Below are 25,119 nucleotides of genomic sequence, written 5' to 3'. Positions count from 1 at the left end.
GCTTAAGCCCCCTCTCGCGATGCATCTGGTTTCTGGGTAGCTTCCCAGGCCTCGCAGCAGGCTTTGGCCAATGTGCGCACGCGGCCGATATAGGCCTGGCGTTCCGTCACGGAGATGACCCCGCGGGCGTCCAACAGATTAAAGAGATGGCTGGCTTTGAGCGCTTGGTCATAGGCCGGCAGCGGCAGCGCTTTATTTCCGCCCAAGAGTGCCGCGCATTCCTTCTCGGCATCTTCGAAATGCTTAAGCAGCAGATCGGTGTTGGCACGTTCGAAATTGAAGGTCGAATATTCCTGCTCGGACTGCAGGAACACATCGCCATAGGTCATGCCGTGACCATTATAGTCGAGATCGTAGATGCTCTCGACACCTTGCACATACATGGCAAGGCGCTCGAGGCCGTAGGTGAGTTCAGTCGAGACCGGATTGCACTCCAACCCGCCGACCTGCTGGAAATAGGTGAACTGGCTCACTTCCATCCCGTCGCACCAGACTTCCCAGCCAAGGCCCCAGGCGCCGAGCGTCGGGCTTTCCCAATCGTCCTCGACGAAGCGGATGTCATGCTGCAAGGGATCGATGCCGATGGCCTTCAAGGAACCCAGATAGAGATCCTGGCTGTCGGCCGGCGACGGCTTCATGATCACCTGGAACTGGTAGTAATGCTGCAGCCGGTTCGGGTTCTCGCCATAGCGGCCATCCTTGGGCCGGCGCGAGGCCTGGACATAGGCAGCGCGCCAGGGCTTGGGGCCAAGGGCCCGCAAGGTGGTCGCCCAATGGAACGTGCCGGCACCCACTTCCATGTCATAGGGCTGCAGCACCACGCAGCCTTGGGCGGCCCAATAGGCCTGCAGCTTCAGGATGAGCGCCTGGAAACAGGTCTCAGGATTCGGTTTCCGGACGTTGGTCCCGGCAGCGGCGGGCATAATAGGTCGACCCCCTATGGTGTTCATCCCGGACAGGTGCCGGAACCGGCTTCTTGGTGCGGCGCAACATACTAACGCCCCCGCACTTAATCAAGCCACGCCTGGAAAGCGTCCGTGCCAAAAAGCGCACGATTCAGCCAAATTTGTGTGACTAATCAGGGGAATTGTGACTGCTGGCGGCCCGATTAAGCTTAACGCGCCGCCTGTCCGCAAGAGCAGCCGGTCTTGGCCGGCACATAGGACCCGCAGGCCTTGCACTGGACCATGTCCTCGATCGGCTTCTGATGCTTGGCGGCGGTCTGCTTGGCACGGGTCGACGGCCGGCTGCTGCCACCGATATTGCCGTCCGTTTCGCGCCTGGCGACCTGGCCGCGGCGCATGAAATACCACACCACCGCGATGATCGCGGCGAGCAGCAGCAATTTTGGAAACCCGGGAAAACCGAACATGGGTGTGATTTAGCGACCTCAACTCCTGTCGGTCAAGCGCAACGGCGCCGCATCGCGCAGGATCGCCTCAGTCTCCGGGGTAAAACGCCCGTCGGCTTCATGGAGTACCCAGGGGCGCAATTCCCGAAAATGGGGTGGTGCGTCCTTGGTGCCCTGCAGGATGATACGCTTGGACGCGGCATCTCTGCGCGGCAGCAACGGCAATCGTTTAAGCGCGCCCAGGCCTTCTTGCATCAGTCCCAGCAACTCGTCACCGCGATCGGCGCGATGGATGAAGGTGACGGTGCCGCCCGGCTTCACCGCAGCGACGGCAGCAGCGACCCAATCCGAAAGACGTGCTGCACCTTCGACATTGGCCATAGCCTTGATCGGGTTGGGCGAGATCGAGGCCTTGTCACGCGACAGATAAGGCGGGTTCACCAGGACATGAGCAAAATCACGCTCGTGAAATTCCAGCACATCGCCCGCGGCAAAACTGACCCGTGCCTGCACGTCATTGGCGGCGGCATTTCGCACAGCCAGGGCAATGAGATCCGCCTGTAAATCCAAGCCAAGAACACGCACCGCCGGCACACGTACCGCCAGACACAAGCCGGCCGTTCCCACACCGCATCCCAGATCCAGCACACGCTCGCCCGCCACCGCTGGCACGGAGGCAGCCAACAGCACCGGGTCGATGGCGGCACGGTAGCCCGCTTCCGGTTGCTGGAGCGTCAGCCGATTGCCAAGCAGACGATCGGTGCTGACGGCAAAGGCGAGATCGTCGCCCATCAGGAAAACGGCTGGCTGCTGGAATCCATCTCTTTGGCCTCGGTCAAGACAGCTTGCGCCCGGGCATGGTCGTCATCGGCCACCATCAGGCGCTGCGGCAGGATGCCAAGGCTGCCCTGCATGATGCTGGAATGCGTATCCAGGATCAGGGAATCGATCCCGGCATCTGCCAGGAGCGCTGTCAGGAAGGACAGCCTAACCGGATCGCCGGACCGGATCAGTTCACGCAAATGCCAGTTCCCCCAATATGACTGCAGCCTGAGCCCGCGCCGTTATGTCGCGGTCCCGCTGCCCGCTCGGCTTGACCGAGCGCCGCCAGCGGCTATGCTCGCCCGGGAATGGGTTTTTCTCAAGACGTTAGGTTTTCAGACGTTAGGGTTTGTGGGATTTAGGTAGGGAATTCAGCGTGGCCGTTATCGTCAATCTTGAAACCGGGCGGGGCAAGGACAGCAAAGGCAATGCGCTGGACAGGCTCACGGACCTGGTCGGCGCCGATCTCGAGCGCGTCAACCAGCTCATCCTGCGGCACATGCAGAGCGATGTGCAGCTCATTCCGCAGCTGGCCGGGCATATCATTGCCGCCGGCGGCAAGCGGCTGCGCCCGCTTCTCACCCTCGCCAGCTCCCACATGTGCGGCTATCGCGGTGAACGGGCGGCCGGGCTTGCTGCCTGTGTCGAGTTCATCCATACCGCGACCTTGCTTCATGACGATGTGGTGGACGAAAGCGCCCTGCGTCGTGGCGGCGCCTCCGCGAATGCGGTCTGGGGCAACAAGCCCTCGGTCCTGGTCGGCGATTTCCTGTTCAGCCGTGCCTTCCAGTTGATGGTGGCCGACGGCTCGCTGCGGGTCCTCGAAATCCTGTCCGGCGCCTCTGCCATCATCGCCGAGGGCGAAGTGCTGCAGCTGATGACCAGCAACGACACGGCGACCACCGAGCAAGCCTATCTCGAAGTGATCAAGGGCAAGACCGCCGCCCTCTTCGCCGCCGCCTGCGAAGTCGGTGCCGTTGTGGCCGCACGGCCCAAGCTTGAGGAGGACGCCCTCCAGAGCTTCGGGCTCAATCTCGGCATTGCCTTCCAGCTGATCGACGACGCGCTCGACTATTCGGCCAAGCAGGAGACGCTCGGCAAGACGGTGGGCGACGATTTCCGCGAGGGCAAGATCACCCTCCCCGTCATCCTCGCCTTCCTGCGCGGCGATGCCGAGGAGCGCAACTTCTGGAAGCGTACGCTGGAAGAGGTCGAGCAGGCCGACGCCGACCTCCGCCATGCCATCCAGCTCATGGAGCGTCACGGCACCCTCAAGGACACAGTTGCCCGCGCCGCCCATTACGGCGCCATCGCCCGCGATGCCCTGGGGATTTTCCCGGACAGCCCGGAAAAGCACGCCCTTATCGATGTGGTCGATTTCTGCATCGACCGGGGGTTCTGAGTCAGCCATAAAAGGCCCGCTTCCCCAAGGACTTGGGGTTGGCCCATAAAGTTGGGCCAGGACCGCTCCGGCAGGCTTGCGCCGGGCTTTGCCAGCAGCTATAAGGCACCGCGTTTCAAGCGCCCGGACATTTCCAGGAACCGGGTGTCTTCTGGTCGGAGTGTAGCTCAGCCTGGTAGAGCACTACGTTCGGGACGTAGGGGCCGGAGGTTCGAATCCTCTCACTCCGACCAATTCATTTCTTTCCCATATATCGTGAATGGCGCCGGGGGTATTTCGCCGCACCTGACGCCGCGATCAAAGGCTGGAACAAAGAGGGATTGCGGTGCGTGGTCAAGGCCATTACGGCCGACTATCCGCACGCCGTGTCAGAGTAGGTAATTGGTGGTGTCGCCCTCAGTCAGGGTGACGTTCTTGAGCAGCACCAGCTGCAGCTCGGCGCCCACACCGCTACCGTCAGCATCGTAGAACACCTTCGTATCGGCGCCCGATTGCTCGAACCTGACATAGCCATCACCGAAAGGGTCGCTCACTCCATCGAGGAGGTCGCTGAGATCAAGGAGGTCACCATTGGCGCCCTTGGCGAAGTCAGTGATCGTCTCGCCAGCACCGCCTTCGCTTGCATCCCTGAAGACAAAATGATCACGTCCAGCGCCGCCGGTCAGGATGTCGACACCGTCGCCACCCCACAGCGTGTCATTGCCGACACCGCCAATGAGCTTGTCGCCACCGTCGCCCCCGTTGAGCACGTCATCCCCGGTGCTACCATCAAGGGTATTGGCAGCATCATTGCCGGTAAGCACGTTGTGAAGGGCGTTGCCGGTGAGGTTGAGCTTGGTCGAACCGGTATTCGAGGCATCAAGATTTTCGAGGTTGGCACCCAGGATCAAGGTTGTCGCCGTTGCAAGCGCGACGCTGCCGTGGAGCTCGATCGTGTCGGTACCGGCGCTTGCAACCTCTGATACCGTATCCTCGAACTTGGCCATGGCGCCGGAGAGGATGAGATTGACGTGATATGTATCGTCGCCTTTGCCGCCGATCAGCGTGTCTAATCCGCTGCCGCCAGTGAGGGTGTCATGACCGCTGCCGCCGGTCAGTGTGTCGTTGCCGCCACCGCCTGACAGGGTCAGATCGGCCGTGAGACCGGCACCGGTAATGATGTTGTTGAGGCCATTGCCGGTCACCGCAACGGCGCCTGCCATCAGGATGGCGTTGTCGAGCGTGCTGCGAATCCCGTTGATGTCGTCGGACATGTCGAAATCGACGCTGGTCTTGACCATGTCGATGCCGCCGCCCAAGGCGTTGGTAAGCGTTTCGTCGACCATGTCTCCGGCATCGTTCACCACGTAAGTGTCGTTACCTTTGCCGCCAGCCAGTTCGTCGGCACCACCCTGACCATCGAGAATATTGGCGCCGTCATTGCCGGTGATCTTGTTGGCGACACTGTTGCCGGTACCGTTGATGGCGCTCGTACCCAGCAAAGTCATCCGTTCAAGGCCGCTCGCCAGGGTGTAGGTCACCGTCGACTTCACCAGATCATCGGTGCCGGCGCTGTCGATGATCTTATCGCCGAGACTGTCGATGACATAGGTGTCGTTGCCGCTGCCGCCGTCGAGCATATCGCTACCCACACCGCCATCGAGCAGATCGTCATCGTCGTCGCCGAAAAGCTGATCATTCCCGGCATTGCCGTAAAGCCGGTCGTTGCCCAGCCCGCCATGCAGCTTGTCGATACCTGAGCCGCCGCTCAACTTGTTGTCGGCATCGGTCGCCGTGAAGTCCCAGATGAGTCCGCCGGTATAGGTGAAATGCTCGACTTCATCGTAGAGACTAACCGAAGTGAGCAATGCCGAGGTGATGACCTCGTCATCTGTGTCGGTGCCAAACTCGTGGACGATGTCAGCGACGCTGTCGATGACGTAAACGTCGTTGCCGTCACCACCCTCGAGCGTATCGTTGCCAAGACCGCCGATCAGCCTGTCATTGCCCAGCCCGCCTTCAAGAATGTCATTGGCAGCACCACCGTCCACGACGTTGTCAGCAGCATTGCCGATAAGAACATTGGCAACAGCATTGCCGGTGAGGTTGAGCTTGGTCGTGCCCGTGCCGGAGGCGTCGAGCGCTTCGAAATTGGCACCAACGAGAAGAGTCATTACCGTTGCTGGCGCGAGCGCGCCATTCAAGATAATTTTGTCGTAGCCCGCATTTGCGCCTTCGGTGATCGTATCCTCAAGCTTGAGCGTCGCACCTGAAAGAGTGAGATTGACATAATAGGTATCGTCGCCCTTGCCGCCGACAAGGGTATCGATGCCGCTATCGCCGGTCAGAGCGTCATTGCCGGTACCGCCGGTCAGCGCGTCGTTGCCGCCACCGCCGGAAAGCGTCAGATCGGCCACCAATCCAGAACCATTGATGATGTTATTGAGCAGGTTGCCTTTCACGTCGGTGGCGCCAGCCAGCAGAATGGCGTTATCGATATTGCTATGAACGCCATCGCTATCCTTCGACATATCGAAATCAGCGCTGATCTTGACCGTATCGATACCACCGCCTAAGGTATTCGAGATATCTTCGTTGACCTTGTCATCGGCATCGATGATATAGGTGTCGTTGCCCTTGCCGCCGACCAACTCGTCGGCACCACCCAGACCTTCCAGAATATTGGCGCCGTCATTGCCGGTGATCTTGTTGGCGGCACCGTTGCCGGTCCCGTTGACTGCGCCCGCACCCAGCAGTGTCAGGTGCTCAAGGCCGCTCGCCAAGGTATAGGTCACTGTCGACTTCACCAGATCGTTGGTGCCCGCGCTGTCGGTGACCTTATCGCCAATGCTATCGACGACATAAGTGTCGTTGCCGGCACCGCCGTCCAGGGCGTCGTTACCGGCACCACCGTCGAGCAGATCGTTGTCCGCACCGCCATCGAGTTCATCATTCCCGGCATTGCCGAACAACTGGTCGTTGCCGGCACCGCCGGTCAGTTTGTCGATACCCGAGCCGCCGCTGATCTTGTTGTCGGCAGTCGTGCCGGTAAACACCCAGGCTTTCGATCCAGTATACGTATAGTGTTCGATCTGGCTCACTGCAGCCGCGATCGGAACGCTCGTCCGAATCTCGTCGTTGCTGTCGGTATAGATCTCTTCACTGACCGTGTCGTCCAGGCTGTCGACGATATAGACATCGTTGCCGTAGCCGCCCTTCAACGTGTCGTTGCCGAGCCCGCCGATCAGCATATCGTTGCCTTGGCCGCCATAGATCGTATCGTCGCCTGCAGCGCCATCGAGCGTCTTGTTGCCCGCTACGCCACCCAAGGCGGAAATAACGTTCTTGCCGGCATTCCCGATGGCTGTGAAATCGCCTGCGCTATTCAGCATCAGGTTTTCAATATTGGCGAGATTTGCCAGGCTATAGCTCATGTTGAAAACGTTGATCTGGTCAACGTCGCCGCCCCCGGCGCTATTGGCAATGGTTTCGATGACTTTGTCGCCGGTATTATCAACAATGTATATGTCGTTGCCGGCACCACCGATCATCGTGTCGGCGCCCTCTTCGCCGTTGAGGAAATCGAAGCCTGGGCCACTGCCGCCCGTCAGGATATCGTTACCTTCTCCGCCAAGGAGCGTAACCGCCGTCGTCATACCCGCTGCGCTGATGTTGTTGGCAAGATCGTTGCCGGTCACCGTATGCGCGCTCGCCGTCAGAATGACGTTGTCGAGCGTGGTATGAATGCCATTGGTGTCGTCGGACATATCGAAATCGACACTGGTCTTCACTGTGTCAATACCGCCACCTGCAGCGTTGGTGAGAGCCTCATCGACCCTGTCCCCGGCATCGTCCACCACGTAGGTGTCGTTGCCCTTGCCGCCGCTCAGTTCGTCAGCGCCGCCCTTGCCGTCAAGGATATTGGCACCGTCATTGCCGGTGATCTTGTTGGCGGCACTGTTGCCGATGCCGTCGATGGCGGTCGTGCCGAGCAGCGTCAGATGCTCAAGGCCAGAAGTGAGCGTGTAGGTGACGGTTGATTTGACCTGATCGTCGCTGTCCGAACCAAGTTCGACGGTGCTGTCGCCGATGCTATCCACGACATAGGTGTCATTACCGTCGCCACCTGCGAGCCAGTCGTTGCCGGTACCTCCGTCCAAGACGTCATCGTCGGCGCCACCATCGAGCTGGTCATTGCCAGCGTTTCCGAAGAGTTTGTCTTTGCCGGCATTACCCCCAAGCGTGTCATTGCCTGAGCCGCCGCTGATATTGTTTGCGTCACTCGTGCCCGAGAACGTCCAGTTTACCGAGCCAGAAAAAGTATAGTGCTCGATATTTGTTACAATGGACGTGATGAGTATCGTGGTGCGAACTTCATCATCCGTGTCTGCATTAGCTTCCTCATTCGCCGTATCGTCGACACTATCCACCCAATAGATGTCATTGCCGGCGCCGCCTTTCATGACGTCATTGCCGATGCCGCCAATCAGTGTGTCGTTGCCGCCGTTCCCCGTCAGCACATCGTTGCCGATGCCCCCATCCAGAATGTTATCCGACTCGTTGCCGGTGATTTCATTGGCGAGCGCATTGCCTGTGCCATTGATATTCACGCTGCCGGTTAGCTTCAGATGGTCGACATTGTCGGACAGCTTCCAAGTAGCGGAACTTTCAACCGTATCGATATTGTCGGCGTTGCTGGAGGAACTCTCAACAACCACATCGCCAGCACTGTCTACGATGTAGGTATCGTTGCCGAGCCCGCCATTTAGCGTGTCATTGCCGCTGCCGCCGTCCAGGATATCGTTTCCACCGGCGCCTTTTAGCGTGTCGTTCCCGCCCATGCCAAAGAGATGGGAGCTGAAACCCAAGCCGTTTCCAGAGATGAGATTGTCGGCGCCATTGCCCGTGCCCGTCGTGCTAAAAAAAGTCAGGGCCAAATTCTCGAAATTGTCACCGAGCACGTAGTCAAATGCGCTTTCTACCGTATCGATACCCTCACCGGCATACTCGATGAGAGTATCTGACTGGTCCGACAACGATAATACGTATGTGTCGTTGCCCAGTCCCCCCGTCAGTGTATCGAGGCCTTGGCGCCCGTCGAGCCTGTTCGCCCCGCTGTTGCCATAAACGACATCGTTGCCGTCACCCCCGATGAAATCGAGCGCGGCCGTTCCCATCAGGTAGACAGCCTCAACGCTTTTAGTACTGGGAAGGTTTACGCTGCAGTAGGCCTGTACAATGTCGAAGCCGTTGTCGTTGCCGACCAGCTTGTACCACATGTCTCCAGCAGCAATGCCAGTAACAATGTAGGTATCATCGCCGTCGCTGCCGTAAACGACGTCCGCGCTATCCACCCAGAAAGTATTGTTGAGATCATTGCCGGTGATCGTATCGGCATAATTACTGCTTTTAAAATTCTCGATGTCGGCCCCGAAGGCGATGCCGATCGCCTGGTTGTCGCCATACAGCGACGTACTGCCATCCGTAAGATTTATCGTGATGCCTTGATGCAACTGGCTCGCGTCGAGCATGTCGATGCCGCCGGCATCCCAGATGGCATAGGTATTGCCGTTGTCCTTGAGAAAGTAAGTATCGTTGCCCGTGTGGTAGGTCATATTGGCGCCGTAGAGGTACTGCAGCGCCGCGATGTCGTAGACCATCGGTGTCGACGGGTTGCCCCAATCGTACCAGTGGCTCGATTCCGTGTAGGACATGACCGTGTAGAAGGTCGCATCATATTGCGTCGGCATGGTCGGCAAGCCGCCATCGGCGTCGAACGGGTGCTTCAGGCCGAGGGCATGGCCGATTTCATGAATAAGCACTTCCATGCCGAAGCCGCCGGCATTGAGATAGCTGCTCATCTGCTGATCAGGGTCGAACCAGATGTCGCCGCTCCAGGGCCCCTCATTAGTCGGGTAATAGGCCCAGCCCAGAGCGCCCTCGTCACCGACCTCGCCGCTGAAGGCGACACGGATGTCGCCAACGCTGCTCGCCGTGTCCGAGACCTGTGTGAAGGTGATATTGGCGACCGCTGAGAAAGACGAGAGCGCCGTCGTGAATGCCGTCTGCTCGGCGGCCGTGAACCCGCGATAGCCGTGCCAATCGGGTTCGTAACCATCATATGAGCTGTCCCAGACCGCGCTGGCGGTCGGGAAGCTGTAGGTGATGTTGACACCCGTGCCGGCACCGCCCGTGCCCCATTTAGCGAGGGACAGCAGAGCATCCGTGGTCAGGACGGTGGAGGCTGGAACTGTTGTGGCGGGGCTGGTGGTGGTGGGCGAAGGCAAGGTCCAACCTCACTAATCATCACGGATTACGAGAAAAATAATCCATTATCGTATCCGAAAACGTGTCAGCGAGGTTGTTATATTTCTTGCATCTACCAGGAATACAGACCTAGACAAGCGCTTCAGAGCCTACGCTACCGTAGCGTGTTCCTATATCGAAAGCGATAAGCTTTCAGCTTAAACAAAGCACCATGGTATGATTTTTTTCGGAGTGTGTCCGCGCCGAAACCGGCCCAGAAATCACTGCAGCGAGATTCCCTGCTCCGCAGCCACGGCCTGGTAGATTTCGCAGGCCTTGTCGGGATTTCCGGCGGCAAGGGCCGCGCCACCCTCATTCACCTTGCCATTGGCCGCCACGACCTTCTGGCTGTCTTCTTCCGTCTTGGCAGCACCCGCCTTCTCACCGAGGGCGGTCGAGAGCTTGACCATCATGTCCACGGCCTGCTGCTGGTCGCAGGCAAGGGCCGGGCTGGCCGCCAGAGCAAGGGCGGAAGCCAGAATCGCAAAACGTAATTTCATGCTGCCAACTGCTTCAATTTTTTCATGAGATATTCGAGGTTGTCGTTGCCGATATCCTCGAACTGGGTGAGCACGCGCTCGATGACGCGGGACGAGAAGCGCTCCCGGTCGTTTTCGCCGCCGTCATATTGCGTCTCGCGCGCCACGTCGAAGGCGACGCGGAAGGCCGGGAACAGATTGGCCGGCAGCGGTGTCCGCTGGTAGATCGATTGCAGGCCGAGCTTGCCTTCGTCATGGATGAGCACACGGGCACTGACGATGGTCATGTTGGCCAGCACGGCGAGGCTCGCCTCGAAGAAGGTCAGATCACCGGTGCACAGCGTGCGCAGGATCAGCGACGGCGTCAGGCGCCGATTGTCGCGCAACTGTTTGACCAGATCAACGACATCGGCCGATTTCGAGCCGGCCGGCAGCAAGCCGACAGTCGCCCGTTCGCGTGCCTGCAGCACCAGGTCGGCCGCCATCTCGGCGGAGATTTCCTTATGCGAAAGCAGATGTTCGCGCAGGGCTTCGGAGACGCGGGCGACGATCTTTTCGGAAATGCGCAGCGGCAGATTGGCGCGCGCCACCAATGAATTGTTGACGACCGGGTCGCTCCCGAACTTGGCGAAGGCCTTTTCCAAATGGGCGTCTTTGAGGGCAGCACCTGGATTGTTGACCAGGGTTGCCACCACGATGCCCGCTTTGCCGTGATCGATGAGCGCATCGGCGAGTTCACCAGAGACGGAAGCGCGCTTGGCGACCGCGACCTGCTTCTCCGCACTCGACATCTGGATGATCTCGATGAGATCGGAATCTGAAAGCACGCTGGAAAATTCCAGGACCGGCAACGAAACTGATTCGACATCGCGGGCAAGCGTTATCGCCACATCCTTGGGCAATTCCGGGCTGGCTTTGAGATTGACCGAGAGGGCTTCACGGACACGCACTTCAGCGTCGCGCACCATGATGCGGAAGATTTCCTCGGCCAGCAGCCGTTCGGTTGGCGACAGTTCGGTCTCGTAAAAGGCCTTGGCGACCTTCGTTGCCGTCTCCACCCGCGCATCGGGCGACGGGTCGGTCATCAACTTGCGGACATCGGCTTCCGTCAGCATGCCTGCCATCGACGCTTACTCCAAAATGCTGAGCCGAATCCCGGCTCGTCCGTGATGCAACCAGATTACCTAACCAGCCATTGGTTAAAGTACTGACAACGCATTTCAGCGTCGATAGTTAAAATTTCGCACAATCACAGGGTTAGCATCATCCGACCGCCAGTTTCAGGGCTCGCCCCAGCTTGTCCACCGTCTCGTCCAACTGCCCGTCGGTGAGGTTGAAGGGTGGTGCCAGCAGGATATGGTCACCGCTCCTGCCGTCGATGCAACCGGCCGCGGGATAGGTTATCAATCCTTCCTGCATCGCCGCGTTCCGCGCCTTCAGCCATTTTTTCTCGGCCGGATCAAAGGGTTGTTTCGTCTCCCGGTCAGCCACCAATTCCAGCCCCAGGAACAGGCCACGGCCGCGTATGTCGCCGATATGCGGATGTTGGCCGAACCTGTCGTCGAGCCGGGCGCGCAATTTGACGCTGAGATCCTTGACCCTGGCGAGGAGATTTTCCTCCTCGATCACCTCTTGGACAGCAAGCGCAGCAGCACAAGCCAATGTGTGCCCGGCATAGGTATGACCATGCTTCAGCTGGCCGGAACCGCTCTCCAGGGCATGGACGATTTTGTCATGGGCCAGAAATGCGCCGATCGGCTGGTAGCCGGCCCCCAGTCCCTTGGCCATGGTGAGGATGTCCGGGGTGACGCCGTCTTCGGCGCAGGCATAGAGATGGCCGGTCCGGCCCATGCCGCACATCACCTCATCGAACACCAGCAGCACGCCGTAGCGGTCGCAGATCGCGCGCAGCCGCGCCAGATAGCCCGGCACCGGCTCCGCACAGCCCAGGGAAGAGCCGGCAATCGGCTCGGCAAAGAACGCCGCCACGTTCTCGGGCCCCTGTTTCAGGATCGCCGCTTCCAGCTCGTCGGCGATGCGGATGCCGTAGCCTTCAGCCGTCTCGTCGGCTCGGCGCTCCCGGTATTCGTAGCAGGGCGAGATATGCGTCACCGGCAGCAGCAGCGGCTCATAGGTCTGGCGCCGGTTATAGTCGTGACCCAGCGACAAGGCACCCAAGGTGTTGCCGTGATAGCTGCGCTCGCGCGCGATGAAATGCTTGCGCGACGGCTGGCCGATCTCCAGGAAATATTGCCGCGCCAGTTTCAGCGCGCCTTCGATCGCCTCCGAACCACCGGACACGAAGAAGGCATGGCCAAGGCCGGCTGGCGCCTGTGCCACCAGCCGGTCGGCCAAGGCTTCCATCGCCGGATGGGTGAAGAAGGCCGAATAGGCAAAGGCGATCTCACCCGCCTGGTGGCGAATGGCCTCGATCACCTTGGGATGGTTGTGGCCAAGGCACGAGACGGCTGGGCCGCCCGAAGCATCAAGATAACGCTTGCCGGTGCTATCGATGACATAAGGCCCCTCACCTTTCACGGCAGCGGGCAATGGGTTCCGAAGATCGCGGTGAAGCACATGTGACATGATGATGGGATCGCTCGTCTATGGTGGGATCAGGTTTGGGGTGCGGCAAGCACACCAGCAATCAGTTGGCTGAAGACATCGCCGAGCGCTGCTTCAAAGGCCGACACAACACCCGGCAGGCCGGCGCCGGCAGCAGGCTTGCGCGCCTCGGCGGAAATCGACCCGACGATGCGCCGTTCCGGCATCTTCACCAGTTTGGCCGTGATGCGGACCACCGCTTCGCTTGCGGCGCCGGCATAGGACGCCTGAAAATCGCGCAGTTCCGACTGCAGGATATAGTCCGGCTTTAGCCCGGCGGAATCGCGACCGACAGCGAGGCTTGGCACCACATCCTCGAAGGCCTCGATCAGCTTCGACTGCACCATGGCCGGCGCCGCATCGGACCAGACACCTTCGGCGAAATATTCGATGCGGTTGGCAGCGCGGGTGAGTGCGATCCGGTTGGTGTCGAGATCGGCACCGGCATTGGGTTCGGCCACCACCAATTGCCAGGTGAGTGCCGGCGGATTCTCCACCGGCGCTACCTTGGGCGATACGGAATAGAGATTGAGCGGCGTGTTCACCTCGGGAACGATGCCGCAGGCGCCCAATATCGGGGCAGCGCTCGCCAGCACCGACAGGCCGCCGATCCCGGCCAGCATGCGGCGCCGATCGATCGACTTGATCGATGAGGTCGCGGCGAAAGAGGTAGCTTGATCGATCATGGAGCGGTGACACCTTTGCTGCGGTCGGAGAGGAAGAAGCGTGCGGGATCCCGTTCCAGCTCCTGGGCGATGCGGGCCATCGACCCCACCAGTTCGCGCATCTGCGCCAGCAGATCGGTCGCTTCATAAAGCGCCGTGCCGGAGAACTGGCGCAGCGGTTCGCGGTTCTCCGCCACCAGGGCATTCATCTGTTCGGAGGTCTTCTCGAAGGATTTTGCCATCTTCTCGAAAGCATCGACCGCCTTCTGCGCTTCCCTGGCGGCCGGCCCCATCGTCTTTTGGAGATCGGTGGCCAGCTTGCGGAATTCCTCGCCCGCATCGCCGACATTTTTCATGGCAGCATCGCTGTCGGCGAGGAAGGTATCGATCGCCGGCGTCCGCTCCTTCAGCCCCTGCGACAGGTCGCGCAGATTGCTGAGCGTGTCGGTGAGCGCCTGCTGGTTTTCGCGCGACAGCATGGCGTTGAGATTGTTGGCGATACGGTCGATCTTGGCGACAAGGTCCGGAGCCTGGCGCGTGAGGCGTTCCAGGGCCGATGCCGCCGCCGGCACTTCACTGCCCGGCGGCAGCAAATCCTTGTCCGAGGTGCCGCGGCTCAGTGCCATGCCGACGCCGCCGGCCAGGCTCTGCAATTCCAGCGTCGCCTGGGAATCGACCCGGATCGGCGTGCCGGTGCGCACCTGAAAATCCACCCGCGCCAAGGCGCTGTCCTGGGGATCGATGCGCACGTCCGTCACGCGGCCGACGGGAATGCCGCCGAAATTGACCGTGCTGTCGATCCGCAATTGCGAGACCGAACCGGAGAAGCGGGCATAGTAGGTCGTATAGGAAACCTGGCCCTGGAACTTGGCCGCCCACAGGACAAACACAAACACGCCCGCCAGAAGCAGCAGGACGAAGCTGCCAACCGCCAGATGCCGTGCCCTTGTTTCCATAATTTGCTGGTTCCTAATCCGATGCTTAATTGTCGACTATATCAGGCGCTGGCGCCAATGCCCGCTGCCCCAATTCCTGCAGCCCGGGCGCGCGGCCCATGAAAATACTGCTTGATCCAGGGATGCTCATCCTTGAGATGCTCGGCCAGGGTGCCGACCCTGATCTTCCGGTCGATGAGGATACCGATTCGGTCACAGATCGCCACCAGAGAGTCGAGGTCGTGGGTGATCATCACCACCGTAAGCCCCAGACTTCGTTGCAGATTTAGAATCAGCTGATCAAATTCGGCAGCACCGATCGGGTCCAGGCCGGCCGTCGGCTCATCCAGAAACAGAATGTCGGGATCGAGCGCCAGCGCGCGGGCAAGGCCAGCGCGCTTCTTCATGCCGCCCGAGAGCTGCGAGGGGTATTTGGCGCCGGCATCAGCCGGCAGGCCCGAAAGGCGGATCTTGAGCGCCGCCAGCTCGTCCATCAATTGGGGGTGGAGGTCCGTGTGCTCGCGCATCGGCGCCTGCACATTTTCCGCCACGGTGAGCGAGCTGAACAATGCGCCGTTCTGAAACAGCACGCCCCAGCGCGCCTCGATCTTGGTTCGCTCGGAATCGCTGAGCCCGTCCATCTGCTGGCCCAGCACATTGATGGTGCCGGCTGCCTGCCGATTGAGGCCGATGATCGTCCTCATCAGGACCGATTTGCCGGTACCCGACCCACCGACAATGCCGATCACCTCGCCGCGCTTGACATCGAGATCGAGCCCATCATGCAGCACCTGCTCGCCGAACCGGTTGACGATGCCTTTCAAGGAAATGACCAGGTCGGATTTCGCAGCCATGCCTCAGACTCCGATATAGGAGAAAAGGATGGAGAACAGCGCGTCGACGATGATCACCAGGAAGATGGCCTCGACCACCGAGCGGGTGGTCAAACGCCCGACGCTCTCTGCACTCCCCGACACGCGCAACCCCTCGAAACAGCCGATGAGGGCGATCAAGGCGGCAAAGAACGGTGCCTTCGCCATGCCGACCCAGAAATGGCTGACCGTGATGGCCTGATTGAGCAGGCTGAGATACTGGCTGAAGCTGATATCCAGCAGGACAACGCACATGAGGCCACCACCCAGGAGGCCCATCATGTCGGCAAAAAAGGTCAGCAGCGGCAGGGCGATCATCAGCGCCAGCACGCGGGGCACCACCAGCACATCCATCGGATTGAGGCCGATGGTGCGCAGTGCATCCACCTCCTCGTTCACCTGCATGGTGCCGATCTGCGCGGTAAAGGCGGAGCCTGACCGGCCGGCGACAACGATGGCCGTCAGCAGCACCGCCATCTCACGCAGCACCGAAATGCCCAGCATGTTGATGGTGAAGGTCTGCGCGCCGAAGCGCGCCAGCTGATCGGCGCCCTGGAAAGCCAGCACCACGCCCACCAGCAGATTGATGAGCCCCACGATCGGCAGGGCATTGAGGCCGGTCTGCTCAAGATGGGCGAAGATCGCGTTCCAGCGCAGCTTCCACGGCGTGAAGGCGAGACGCACCAGGGCCGTCATCAGCGCCCCGAAAAAGGCAATGAGGTCGAGGCTCTCGACCAGGATGCTTTCGGCGGCCGCCCCAAGCTCTGCCACCTTGTCACCGAGATTGCGACGCGGCGGCTTATGCGGCAGCACGTCCTCGGTCTCGACCACACGCTTCAACAGGACGGCAAGGTCCGGGTCGCCCTCCTTCGTGTCGACCGAAAAGCCGGCAGCGGCCAGCGCGTTGCCATGCCGGCTGATCAGCCAGGCGCCGGACGTATCCAACTGATCGATGGCCGCAAGGTCGAGAATGGCGGTCTTGGACTTGGCCTCGGCCGGGATGGTGAGCTCGCCATCCAACCGGGTCGCGTGCTCGATCGTCCATGCGCCGCCACAGACCCAAGTTGCCGTGCTGCCACTGGTGGTGAATTTGACCCAGCCGGGGTCGGACATAGGTGCCTCGAAATGCAAAACGGGCTGCACTCTAGCAGCCCGTTTTGTCCCAGTAACGATTCACCGTAAGGATGGAGCCAGCCTATGTCAGATGAAATAGGCCTTCAATGGGTCGAAGCCATTGAAATTGATAGCAGAATAGGTGGTCGTGTAAGCACCGGTCGAATGCAGACGCACCCGGTCGCCAGCCTTCAAATCGAGCGGCAGGCGGTAATTGGCTTTGTCATAGAGAATGTCGGCCGAATCGCAGGTGGGGCCTGCCAGGATCACCGGACCGGTCGCGGTCGCCACCGTGTCCAGCGCCTCGACCCGGTACCGGATCGCCTCGCCCTCGGTCTCCGCCAAGCCGCCGAAGCGGCCGATATCGAGATAGACCCAGCGGCGGTCTTCCGTCGCAGACTTGCGCGAGACCAGCAAAACCTCGGCCTCGATCACGCCGGCATCGGCCACCATGTAGCGGCCGGGCTCGATGATGAGGCGCGGCCAGGTAGCACCGAAGCTGTCGTTAAGTGCGGTCGCGATGGCAGTACCATAGGCCTCGATGCCAGCAACACCCGGCGCATATTCCGCCGGGAAGCCGCCACCGAGATCGATCATGCTGAGGGTGACACCGGCCTTGGCGCAGCCGTCGAACACCGACTTCGCGGTGGCGATGGCGCGGTCCCACTGGGCCGGGTCAAGCTGCTGCGAGCCCACATGGAACGAGACGCCGACCGGCTTCAGCCCGAGCTCACGCGCTTCGATGAGAAGCTCCGTCGCCATTTCAGGGACACAGCCGAATTTGCGGTTGAGCGGCCACAAGGCACCTTCCGCCTCGACCAGGATGCGGCAATAGACCTCGGCGCCCGGGGCGTGGGCGGCGATCTTGCGCAACTCTTCGATGGCGTCGAAGGCAAACAAATTGACGCCGATGCCGTGGGCCCAGGCGATGTCCGACGGCTTCTTGATGGTGTTGCCGAAAGAGACGCGGTCCGGCGTCACACCGGTGGCCAGCGCCGAGCGGATCTCACCGGACGAGGCGGTATCGAAGCTCGACCCGGCCGCAGCCAGGCGATCGAGGATCTGCGGGGCCGGATTGGCCTTCACGGCATAGAAAATCTCTGCGGCCGGCAGGGCAGCGCGAAGGGCAGCGTATTTCCGCTCGACCACATCGAGATCTACCACCAGGCAGGGGGTTGCCGGCTTTTCCTGCGCCAGGAACTGCAAGGCACGTTCCGGCCGCGGGCCGGCATCGTTGGCGATGACCGCCTGGGGCGCCAGCTGGGCGCGCAGCGCCGAAGCCGTCACATCACGGGCACTCAGGTCCCGACCATTCTTCGCCGAATTCGACTTGGCGGTAACAGCGGCAATCTTCGTCATCTGCCTTAATTCCTTCGTATAGGCGATGTGGGCTCTCAACCCGGAAAATGCAAATCGCCGCGCTGGAGGACCCCCTTGGGAGGGTGCTTCCGACGCGGCGAAGCCATCATGGCGATGAAATAAATAAGAATTCTTTACCGGGATTTGTCGTTTTTCATAGGCCCCCATGCAGAATATCTGCGCACCCAGGGGGCTCTCAGAAGTAGATTTTCCTGTTTTGCCCCATCTCGGCTATTCCGGCTTTAATTCAGCCGGTTCAATGAGTTCCTTCAAGGGGTAGCCGGCAAACTTCTTGGTTTCCGACATGATCACGTTGGTGGTGACCGAGGCGATGTTGGGATCCTGCTCGATCAACGCATTGTGAATCTCGACATATTCCCCCACCGACCGGCACACGAAGTGGACGATGTAGTCGAAATTGCCGGAGATCTGGTAACAGGCGATGGCCTGGGGGGTGTCGTCGATGAGCGTTTCGAACGCCCCCTGCTGGCCGCGGCCATGCTTATGGAGGGTGACAAAGCTCAAGATCTCGACATGGTCGGCGACCTTGGAAAGGTCGATATCCGCCCGGTAGCCGCGGATGATCTTCTGCTTCTCCATCTGGCGGAGGCGCGTATGGCAGGGGCTGGCCGAGAGGCCCACCTTGGCCGCCAACTCCAGATTGCTGACCCGCCCTGCCGCCTGGAGAGCGGTCAGGATCTTCACGTCCACCTTGTCGATCCGCTGCGACTTGCGCATTCAATTAGCCCCTTCCAGCTTTGGCCTTTCCCCGCTTTGGCCAATGGCTTATACAGCCGACAGACGGCTTTTTGCCACCCTGCCAGATTATTTTCAGGTCACGATGGATCTCAAGAAACACATCCGCCACGTCCCGGATTTCCCCAAGCCCGGCATCCTTTTTTATGACATCTCGACCCTGCTCGCCAACGGGCCGGCTTGGCATGAGGCGCTCAATCGCCTGACCGAGACGTTGCGGGCCTACAAGCCGGACGTGCTGGTGGGGATCGAATCCCGTGGCTTCCTGGTGGCCGCCCCCTTGGCCGACCGGCTGGGGACAGGCTTCATCATGGTCAGGAAGCGCGGCAAGCTGCCGGGCGAGATCATCCGCCATTCATACGACCTCGAATACGGCCAGGATGTTGTCGAGATCCAGGCCGATGCCATCAAGCCGGGCCAGCGCGTGATCGTGCTCGACGACCTGCTGGCGACCGGCGGCACCATGGCGGCTGCCGTGACCCTGCTGGAAAAGGTCGGCGCCGATGTGGTGGCGATCGGCTGCCTGATCGAACTCACCTTTCTCGGCGGCCGGCAGCGCCTCAACGTGCCAGTCCACACGCTGCTCAGCTACGACAGCTAGGCTTTAAAACCAAGCTCGCTCATAACTCCCTCTCCCCTCGCGGGAGAGGGTTGGGGTGAGGGGGTCGATCGACCGGACTCGCTGATAGATTCCCCCTCACCGCTCGCTAGCGCTCGCCGCCTCTCCCGCAAGGGGAGAGGCTCATAAGTCCTTAAAAACAAACCTCTGGCGCCAACCTCGCAGCCAGCGCCAGCAACGCGCGGTCTCTGCCGTGGCGGGCAATGAGCGACAGGCCGACCGGGGCGCCCTTCACCAACGCAACCGGCAAGGTCACCTGCGGCAGGCGTGCAAGGCCAGCGATGCAGGTGAGGCTCAGCGTCCGGTCGCGAAAGCCGGCTGAATCCGCCGCACTCATCGATTTCAGCGGCGCGATATCGGCCGCGGTCGGAATGATCAGGATGCCGTCTTCCGACAGCATATCCTCCAGCCGGCGGGTGACGGTCTGGCGCAAATCGGCCTCCTCGCCCATCGCCTTCGCCGCCGCATCCTTGCACATGGCAAACCGTTCAGCGATTTCCGGCCCGAACTTCGGCGCCTCGCGCTCGATCCAGGCGCCATGCTCGGCCCAGATCTCGCGCATCTGCAGGAAGCGGAAGCTCTGCCGCCAGACGGAGAGCCCCCCGCAATCGGCAGCGAGCGTCATGTCGATGGCTGGGCCGATGGCTGCGACGGCACGGTCCCGGGCCGGGATCAGCGCTGCCGCCACCTCGACATCCGCCAGCGCCCAGGCATCCCGCGCCAGATAAACGGTGCTGAACTCGGCTTCGTCGCCGGCGTCGGGTGGCAGCAACACACCGCCGACCTTTGCCAGCAGGTCCGCATTGCGGGCGAACCAGCCCACCGTGTCATGGCTCTTCGCCAATGGCATGACGCCGCGATCATCGACCATGCCATGGCTGGGCCGTATGCCGAAGATGCCGTTGAGAGCCGCTGGAATGCGCACCGATCCGCCAGTATCGGTGCCAAGCGCAAAGTCGCAAGCACCGCCCGCGACCGCCGAGGCTGAGCCCGCCGATGATCCGCCGGGAATGCGGTCGGGCGCTGCAGAATTGCGCGGCGTCCCGTAATGGAAGTTCTGCCCGTTGAGGCTGAACGCCAGTTCGTCGGTGATGGTCCCACCGATCGCCCGGGCACCTGCCGCCAGCAGCTTTTCAACGCTGGCGGCATGCGCCTTCGCGGGCTGATGCGTGCGCAGCCAATCGGGATTGCCGCAACCGGCGACGCGGCCGGCGACATCGAACAGGTCCTTGATCGCGAAGGTCAGTCCGTCGAGCGGTCCTGACCCCGTCGGAGCCAGCACGAAATCACCTGCAGGTGCCATGGCCCCCAGATCAGTGAGGCGCTGCCAGACTTTGACATCCCCGGCATCAAGTTTCGGTGCCGTCGCTTGGTTCATCGTGCTTTTCCTCAGGTCCTTGGGGGCTGGCATCGTCGGGGTGCAGACGGCGGATAATAATGTCGCCATTCGGCTGCACTTCGGGTGCAGCATACTGAGGGATGGTCTGCATCAGCAAGTTGAGAGCCTGCAGGATTTTAGCAAGGCCTTCGCCGGCCAGACGCTCAGCATCCTGGGAGAGGTCCGGGCCTTCCGCCCGTGCGGGTGCCCCGCCCAGCACCAACACTAAGGCAAGGCCGCTAGCGAATGTCTTCAAGAAATGCACGTGCGCCGACATGTCTGGACCCTCCGACAGGAGTTCGGAAACCAGACTAACACATCGACTTTATCGGCGCACTTTCAAGCCCATCAGCGCTTCTGCAGATAGACCTTGAGGGCGCCAAGAAAGCGGTCGATCTCGGCCGGCGTGTTGTAATGGGTAGGCCCCACGCGCACGACGCCGCCTTTGTCGAGCAGGCCGAGGCGCGTGATCGGCTCGACACCGTAATTGTGGCCGTCCCATACATAGATGCCTTGGGCACCCATATATTTGGCGATCTCCGCCGGATCGCAATCCGGCAGGATGAAGGAGACCGTCGGCACGCGCCGGTCGAACTGCGCCGGATCGGTGATGCCCATGATGCGGACGCCCGGAATCTGCTTCAGCCCAGCGATGAGCCGTTCCGCCAGGGCGTGGTCGTGGCGCAGCATGGCCTGGATGCCCGCCACGATACGTTGCCGGCGGGTGAGCGCCGGGTCCGTGGCGCCGCCATAGGTCTTGCCCAGCCATTCGTAATATTCGATGGCACCCATGATGCCGGCGAGTTCTTCGCGGTTCGTCGTGCCGGTCACGAATTTGGACGGCAGATCCTCGGTCGCCGCACGCACCTTATAGGCCGTCAGTTTCTCCAGCAGCTCTTGACGTCCCCAGAGCAGGCCGTAATGCGGGCCGTAGAATTTGTAGGCCGAGCAGACCAGGAAATCGCAGCCAATATCCTGGACGTCGATGACACCATGGGGTGCGAACTGCACCGCATCGACATAGACCAGGGCCTTGCCGCCGCTGGCCGCCTTCGCTGCCTTGGCGATGGCCTTCACATTGTTGATGGTGCCGGTGACATTGCTGGCATAGCCGACGGCCACCAGCCGCGTGCGCTCCGTGATGACGTCGCTCAGACGCGTCAGGTCAAACTCGAACGTCTCCGGGCTGAAATCGAGATATTTGAGCGTGAGGCCGCGCTCTTCCGCCATGATGACCCAGGGCGTCACATTGCCATCATGGTCCATGCGCGAGACCACAATCTCATCGCCCGGCTTGAAGTCGCGCCCCAAGGAGCGGGACATCATGAAGGTGAGCGTCGTCATGTTCTGCCCGAACACGATTTCGCGCACATCCCTGGCGTTGACGAAATCCTTCGCCGCCTCATGGGCGTCCTCGACCAGTTTCTCGGCGAGGATTGAGGTCTCGAAATGGCCACCGAGATTGGCATTGCATTCGGTCATCGCCCAGACCATGCGCTCGATCGCCTGGCGCGCCATCTGGGTCCCGGCCGGATTGTCGAAGAACACGGCCGGTTCGCCGTTCTGCACCCGCTTCAAGCCCGGAAACTGGCCGCGAATGGCGGCAACGTCGTAAGTCATGATCAAGCTCTCCTGGAGATTTTTAAGCCCGGACTTGGCCGCGTTCGTGGCGGGCGTCGAAGATGAAGCCGAGGAAATTCAGTAGCAATTGCGCGGCCAGAAAGCCAGTGATGCCCGTGGGATCATAGGCCGGTGCCACTTCCACGAGATCCATGCCGACGACATCGCCTTGGCGGGCGAGGCCCTGGAGGATTTCCAAGACCTCGTAATAGAGGAAGCCGCCATGGCTTGGCGTGCCGGTGCCGGGTGCGATCGACGGATCGAAGCCGTCGATATCGATGGTGACGTAATAGCGAACACCTTTCGGGATGAGATCGAGCACACCCTGCGTGCCGAGCTTGCGCACATGGCGCACCGACAGGATCTTGGAACCGAAATTGCGCGCCGCGTCATAGTCCGAACGGTTGGAGGAGGAGACATTGCGGATGCCAAGCTGGGTCATGCCGGTGACATGCCCCGTCTCCGACGCGCGGCGCAGCGGATTACCATGGCCGTAACGCACACCGTGCCGCTCATCGACGAAATCGAGATGCGCATCGAAATGCACGATATGGACCGGCTCTTGGCCCGCGAACGCCTCGATCACCGGCGCATGGACTGCATGATCGCCACCGAGAATGAGCGGCATCGCACCGGATTGCAGAATCTTGCGCACAGCAAAGCGCGTGTTCTCATGGCTCTTCACGGTATCGGTGTGCACGATATCCGCATCGCCCACATCGACGATGCGCACCCGGTCGGTTGGCAGATAGACCTTGTCATCCTCGAAATCATAGGCACCGCCATGACCGAAGGAGAACAGAGTCGACGCCTCGCGGATGGCGCGCGGGCCGAAGCGGGCGCCGGAGCGGTATTGCGTGCCCATGTCATAGGGAACACCGAGCACCGCGACGTCGGCGTTGATATTGTCCCAATCGGTGCAGATCGGCTGCTTGCCGAAGGTGCAATGCCCGACGAAGGGCAGGTTCAGCCGTCCGGTCTCATAGGCGTTCTGGCTCATGGCGTATCCTTCCCGCGACTTGGTTGAGGGCGAAAGTGCCATAGCTTTACATTCCGGATAAAGAGAAGATAATCACCGATAGATCGACAAATCCGATGTAAATTCATGAGCCGATTTAGCGATATAGATCTGCGACTGCTTCGCATTTTCACAACGATTGTGGAGGCCGGCGGCCTCACCGGCGCCCAGGTGACGCTCAACCTCGGCCAGTCGACCATCTCCACCCAGCTCGCCGAATTGGAGCGCAGATTGGGCTTCCGCCTCTGCCGCCGCGGGCGGGCGGGCTTTGCGCTGACGGCTGCCGGTGAAAAGCTCTATGCCGCAAGCGGCGAGCTGTTCGCAGCCGTCGACCGCTTCCAGATCGTCACCGCCAATGTTTCCGGTGAGATGAAGGGGACGCTGCGCATCGGCACGGTTGACGCGATGATCAGCAATCCGGATTTCGACCTGCCCGCCATCCTTGGCGCCTTTGCCGAGCGGGCGCCGTCGGTGGTGCTGGAATTGTCGATCGATTCCCCGGATGCCATGGAACGCGGCATCATTGAGGGCAATCGCGATATCGCCATCGGGCCCTTCGTCAAGCCGGGCCGCAGCAAAGCAGCCGGCATCACCTATGTTCCGCTCTACCGCGAACGGCAGGCGATGTTCTGCGGTGCGGGGCATCCCTTGTTCGGCAGCCCCAAGGTTTCGCTGCGCGAGATTACGCAGGCGCCCTTTGTCGCGCGCCGCTATTTGCACCGCTATGACCTTGAGATCGTCGGGCATCTGGAGGCCGGTGCCATCGTCGAGCAGATGGAGGCGCAGGCCGCCCTCATTCTGTCCGGCCGCTTCATCGGCTTCCTGCCCATTCACTATGCCGCACAGCTTGCCAAGGAGCGCCGGCTGCAGAAACTAAGCTCGGAGATCGAGACCGAATATGACTCCCCCTTCTTTCTGCTGCACAAAAAGGGTGCCGAGGATAATGTCGTGCTGCGCAACTTCCTCAACCGTATCCAGGATGGATTGCGGACGACTGAAAACCCACTCAGCTGACGGCGAAGAAAATGGACGATAGCAAACCAGCACCCGGCTTATGGGGTATGTTCCGCAACGAGCTTGCCGGCGCCACCTATACCGATCTCACCCATGCCTTCTTTCCCGGCCAGCCGCGCTTTCCGTCCTTTCCCGATGAACAGCGGACAATGCTGCACGATTATTCCCTGGGCGACGATGGCCAGGTCCATCTCTATACGCATGTCGGTCAATGGGGCACCCATGTCGACCCGCCGGTTCATTACGTCAAGGGCGGGCGGACGCTCGACAATATTCCGGTGTCACAGATGCTGTTGCCCCTGGTCGTCCTGGATATCAGCGCGCGGGTGGCAACCGATCCGGATGCGACACCGACACTTGCCGATATCGAGGCGTGGGAGCGGCGCTTCGGCCGTGTGCCGAAGGGCAGTTTCGTGGCGCTACGCACCGATTGGTCCAGGCGCTGGCCGGATGCCGAGCGGATGCATAATCGCGGGCAAGATGGCTTGGCGCATTGCCCGGGCTGGTCCCTGGATGTACTGACCAAGCTGATCGAACAGCGGCAGGTCACTGCCATCGGCCATGAGCAGCTCGACACGGATCCCGGACTTTCCGTCTCCGCCGGCGATGACAGCCTGGAACGCTATGTGCTCACCTGCGATCGCTGGCAGATCGAGCTCCTCGCCAATCTCGATAAATTGCCGACGGCGGGCGCTCTTGTCATGGCGACATGGCCGAAGCCCAAGGACGGGTCCGGCTTTCCAGCGCGGGTTGTGGCCATCCATCGTTAAATTGCGTTAAAGCGCGGGCGATATTAAAACCGTCACTGCACCAGACGAGATCAGATC

Annotated in this window: 22 protein-coding genes and 1 tRNA gene; 5 read left to right on the top strand and 18 right to left on the bottom strand. The window is 60.9% G+C overall.

From position 1 onward, the window contains the following. Nucleotides 1–2: 2 nt before the first annotated feature. The 4 genes from AC1DWZ_RS12080 to AC1DWZ_RS12065 form a co-directional block, all read right to left on the bottom strand. Nucleotides 3–923, bottom strand: coding sequence for a glycine--tRNA ligase subunit alpha (locus tag AC1DWZ_RS12080; RefSeq protein ID WP_477169138.1), 921 nt, complete (start codon nt 921–923; stop codon nt 3–5). A 191-nt stretch (nt 924–1,114) separates the two neighbouring features. After that, a complete protein-coding gene (locus AC1DWZ_RS12075; protein ID WP_477169137.1) occupies nt 1,115–1,372 on the bottom strand; it encodes a hypothetical protein in 258 nt (85 codons plus the stop codon). A gap of 18 nt (nt 1,373–1,390) precedes the next feature. Further along, entirely contained in the window at nt 1,391–2,143 is a 753-nt protein-coding gene (locus AC1DWZ_RS12070) for a tRNA1(Val) (adenine(37)-N6)-methyltransferase (RefSeq protein WP_477169136.1), read from the bottom strand. Next, a complete protein-coding gene (locus AC1DWZ_RS12065) occupies nt 2,143–2,373 on the bottom strand; it encodes a putative signal transducing protein (RefSeq protein ID WP_477169135.1) in 231 nt (76 codons plus the stop codon). The genes AC1DWZ_RS12070 and AC1DWZ_RS12065 overlap by 1 nt, the downstream gene beginning before the upstream one ends. A 176-nt stretch (nt 2,374–2,549) precedes the next feature. Here AC1DWZ_RS12065 and AC1DWZ_RS12060 point away from each other — a divergent pair, with 176 nt between their 5' ends. Further along, a complete protein-coding gene (locus AC1DWZ_RS12060; protein WP_477169134.1) occupies nt 2,550–3,575 on the top strand; it encodes a polyprenyl synthetase family protein in 1,026 nt (341 codons plus the stop codon). 156 nt (nt 3,576–3,731) lie between these two features. Continuing rightward, nucleotides 3,732–3,808 (top strand) — tRNA-Pro (locus tag AC1DWZ_RS12055). 135 nt (nt 3,809–3,943) lie between these two features. Here AC1DWZ_RS12055 and AC1DWZ_RS12050 read toward each other — a convergent pair. The 10 genes from AC1DWZ_RS12050 to AC1DWZ_RS12005 all read right to left on the bottom strand — a co-directional run bounded on the left by AC1DWZ_RS12050 (nt 3,944) and on the right by AC1DWZ_RS12005 (nt 18,625). Further along, nucleotides 3,944–9,841 (bottom strand): matrixin family metalloprotease, encoded by a 5,898-nt coding sequence (locus tag AC1DWZ_RS12050; RefSeq protein WP_477169133.1) that lies wholly within the window; start codon nt 9,839–9,841, stop codon nt 3,944–3,946. Nucleotides 9,842–10,081: 240 nt separating this feature from the next. Beyond that, on the bottom strand, nt 10,082–10,360 hold the full coding sequence (locus AC1DWZ_RS12045; RefSeq protein WP_477169132.1) for a hypothetical protein: 279 nt from the start codon (nt 10,358–10,360) through the stop codon (nt 10,082–10,084). Then, nucleotides 10,357–11,463 (bottom strand): SpbR family protein, encoded by a 1,107-nt coding sequence (gene spbR / locus AC1DWZ_RS12040; RefSeq protein WP_477169131.1) that lies wholly within the window; start codon nt 11,461–11,463, stop codon nt 10,357–10,359. The genes AC1DWZ_RS12045 and spbR overlap by 4 nt, the downstream gene beginning before the upstream one ends. Nucleotides 11,464–11,602: 139 nt before the next feature. Continuing rightward, the gene (locus AC1DWZ_RS12035; protein WP_477169130.1) at nt 11,603–12,925 is read right to left on the bottom strand and encodes an aspartate aminotransferase family protein; all 1,323 of its coding nucleotides are present in this window, start codon (nt 12,923–12,925) and stop codon (nt 11,603–11,605) included. 29 nt (nt 12,926–12,954) lie between these two features. Beyond that, on the bottom strand, nt 12,955–13,629 hold the full coding sequence (locus AC1DWZ_RS12030) for an ABC-type transport auxiliary lipoprotein family protein (protein WP_477169129.1): 675 nt from the start codon (nt 13,627–13,629) through the stop codon (nt 12,955–12,957). Continuing rightward, on the bottom strand, nt 13,626–14,564 hold the full coding sequence (locus AC1DWZ_RS12025) for an MlaD family protein (RefSeq protein WP_477169128.1): 939 nt from the start codon (nt 14,562–14,564) through the stop codon (nt 13,626–13,628). The genes AC1DWZ_RS12030 and AC1DWZ_RS12025 overlap by 4 nt, the downstream gene beginning before the upstream one ends. A gap of 41 nt (nt 14,565–14,605) precedes the next feature. Continuing rightward, nucleotides 14,606–15,397 (bottom strand): ABC transporter ATP-binding protein, encoded by a 792-nt coding sequence (locus tag AC1DWZ_RS12020; protein ID WP_477169127.1) that lies wholly within the window; start codon nt 15,395–15,397, stop codon nt 14,606–14,608. 3 nt (nt 15,398–15,400) lie between these two features. Next, the gene (locus AC1DWZ_RS12015; RefSeq protein ID WP_477169126.1) at nt 15,401–16,528 is read right to left on the bottom strand and encodes an MlaE family ABC transporter permease; all 1,128 of its coding nucleotides are present in this window, start codon (nt 16,526–16,528) and stop codon (nt 15,401–15,403) included. An 87-nt stretch (nt 16,529–16,615) separates the two neighbouring features. Beyond that, complete coding sequence (locus AC1DWZ_RS12010; RefSeq protein WP_477169125.1) at nt 16,616–17,887, bottom strand: type III PLP-dependent enzyme; 1,272 nt, start codon at nt 17,885–17,887, stop codon at nt 16,616–16,618. Between the two features lie 231 nt (nt 17,888–18,118). Further along, on the bottom strand, nt 18,119–18,625 hold the full coding sequence (locus AC1DWZ_RS12005; RefSeq protein ID WP_477169124.1) for an Lrp/AsnC family transcriptional regulator: 507 nt from the start codon (nt 18,623–18,625) through the stop codon (nt 18,119–18,121). 103 nt (nt 18,626–18,728) lie between these two features. On the opposite strand from AC1DWZ_RS12005, the gene AC1DWZ_RS12000 reads away from it, so the two are divergent. Further along, a complete protein-coding gene (locus AC1DWZ_RS12000; protein WP_477169123.1) occupies nt 18,729–19,244 on the top strand; it encodes an adenine phosphoribosyltransferase in 516 nt (171 codons plus the stop codon). A gap of 151 nt (nt 19,245–19,395) precedes the next feature. Here the strand turns inward: AC1DWZ_RS12000 and AC1DWZ_RS11995 are convergent, their stop codons facing one another. The 4 genes from AC1DWZ_RS11995 to speB form a co-directional block, all read right to left on the bottom strand. Continuing rightward, nucleotides 19,396–20,640, bottom strand: a complete 1,245-nt coding sequence (locus AC1DWZ_RS11995; protein WP_477169122.1) for an amidase — start codon at nt 20,638–20,640, stop codon at nt 19,396–19,398. Beyond that, on the bottom strand, nt 20,612–20,917 hold the full coding sequence (locus AC1DWZ_RS11990; RefSeq protein ID WP_477169121.1) for a hypothetical protein: 306 nt from the start codon (nt 20,915–20,917) through the stop codon (nt 20,612–20,614). The genes AC1DWZ_RS11995 and AC1DWZ_RS11990 overlap by 29 nt, the downstream gene beginning before the upstream one ends. Before the next feature lie 71 nt (nt 20,918–20,988). Further along, nucleotides 20,989–22,260 carry a cysteine desulfurase-like protein gene (locus AC1DWZ_RS11985; RefSeq protein ID WP_477169120.1) on the bottom strand — a complete coding sequence of 424 codons (1,272 nt, stop codon included), beginning with the start codon at nt 22,258–22,260 and terminating at the stop codon, nt 20,989–20,991. A 22-nt stretch (nt 22,261–22,282) separates the two neighbouring features. Then, on the bottom strand, nt 22,283–23,260 hold the full coding sequence (speB, locus tag AC1DWZ_RS11980) for an agmatinase (protein WP_477169119.1): 978 nt from the start codon (nt 23,258–23,260) through the stop codon (nt 22,283–22,285). A gap of 105 nt (nt 23,261–23,365) precedes the next feature. Here speB and AC1DWZ_RS11975 point away from each other — a divergent pair, with 105 nt between their 5' ends. Both AC1DWZ_RS11975 and AC1DWZ_RS11970 read left to right on the top strand, forming a co-directional pair. Beyond that, nucleotides 23,366–24,292 (top strand): LysR family transcriptional regulator, encoded by a 927-nt coding sequence (locus AC1DWZ_RS11975; protein ID WP_477169118.1) that lies wholly within the window; start codon nt 23,366–23,368, stop codon nt 24,290–24,292. 11 nt (nt 24,293–24,303) lie between these two features. Continuing rightward, a complete protein-coding gene (locus AC1DWZ_RS11970) occupies nt 24,304–25,062 on the top strand; it encodes a cyclase family protein (RefSeq protein ID WP_477169117.1) in 759 nt (252 codons plus the stop codon). Nucleotides 25,063–25,119: the final 57 nt, after the last annotated feature.

Source organism: Dongia sp. P2_B8, assembly GCF_056404715.1.
This window is presented reverse-complemented; position numbering and strand designations above follow the sequence as displayed.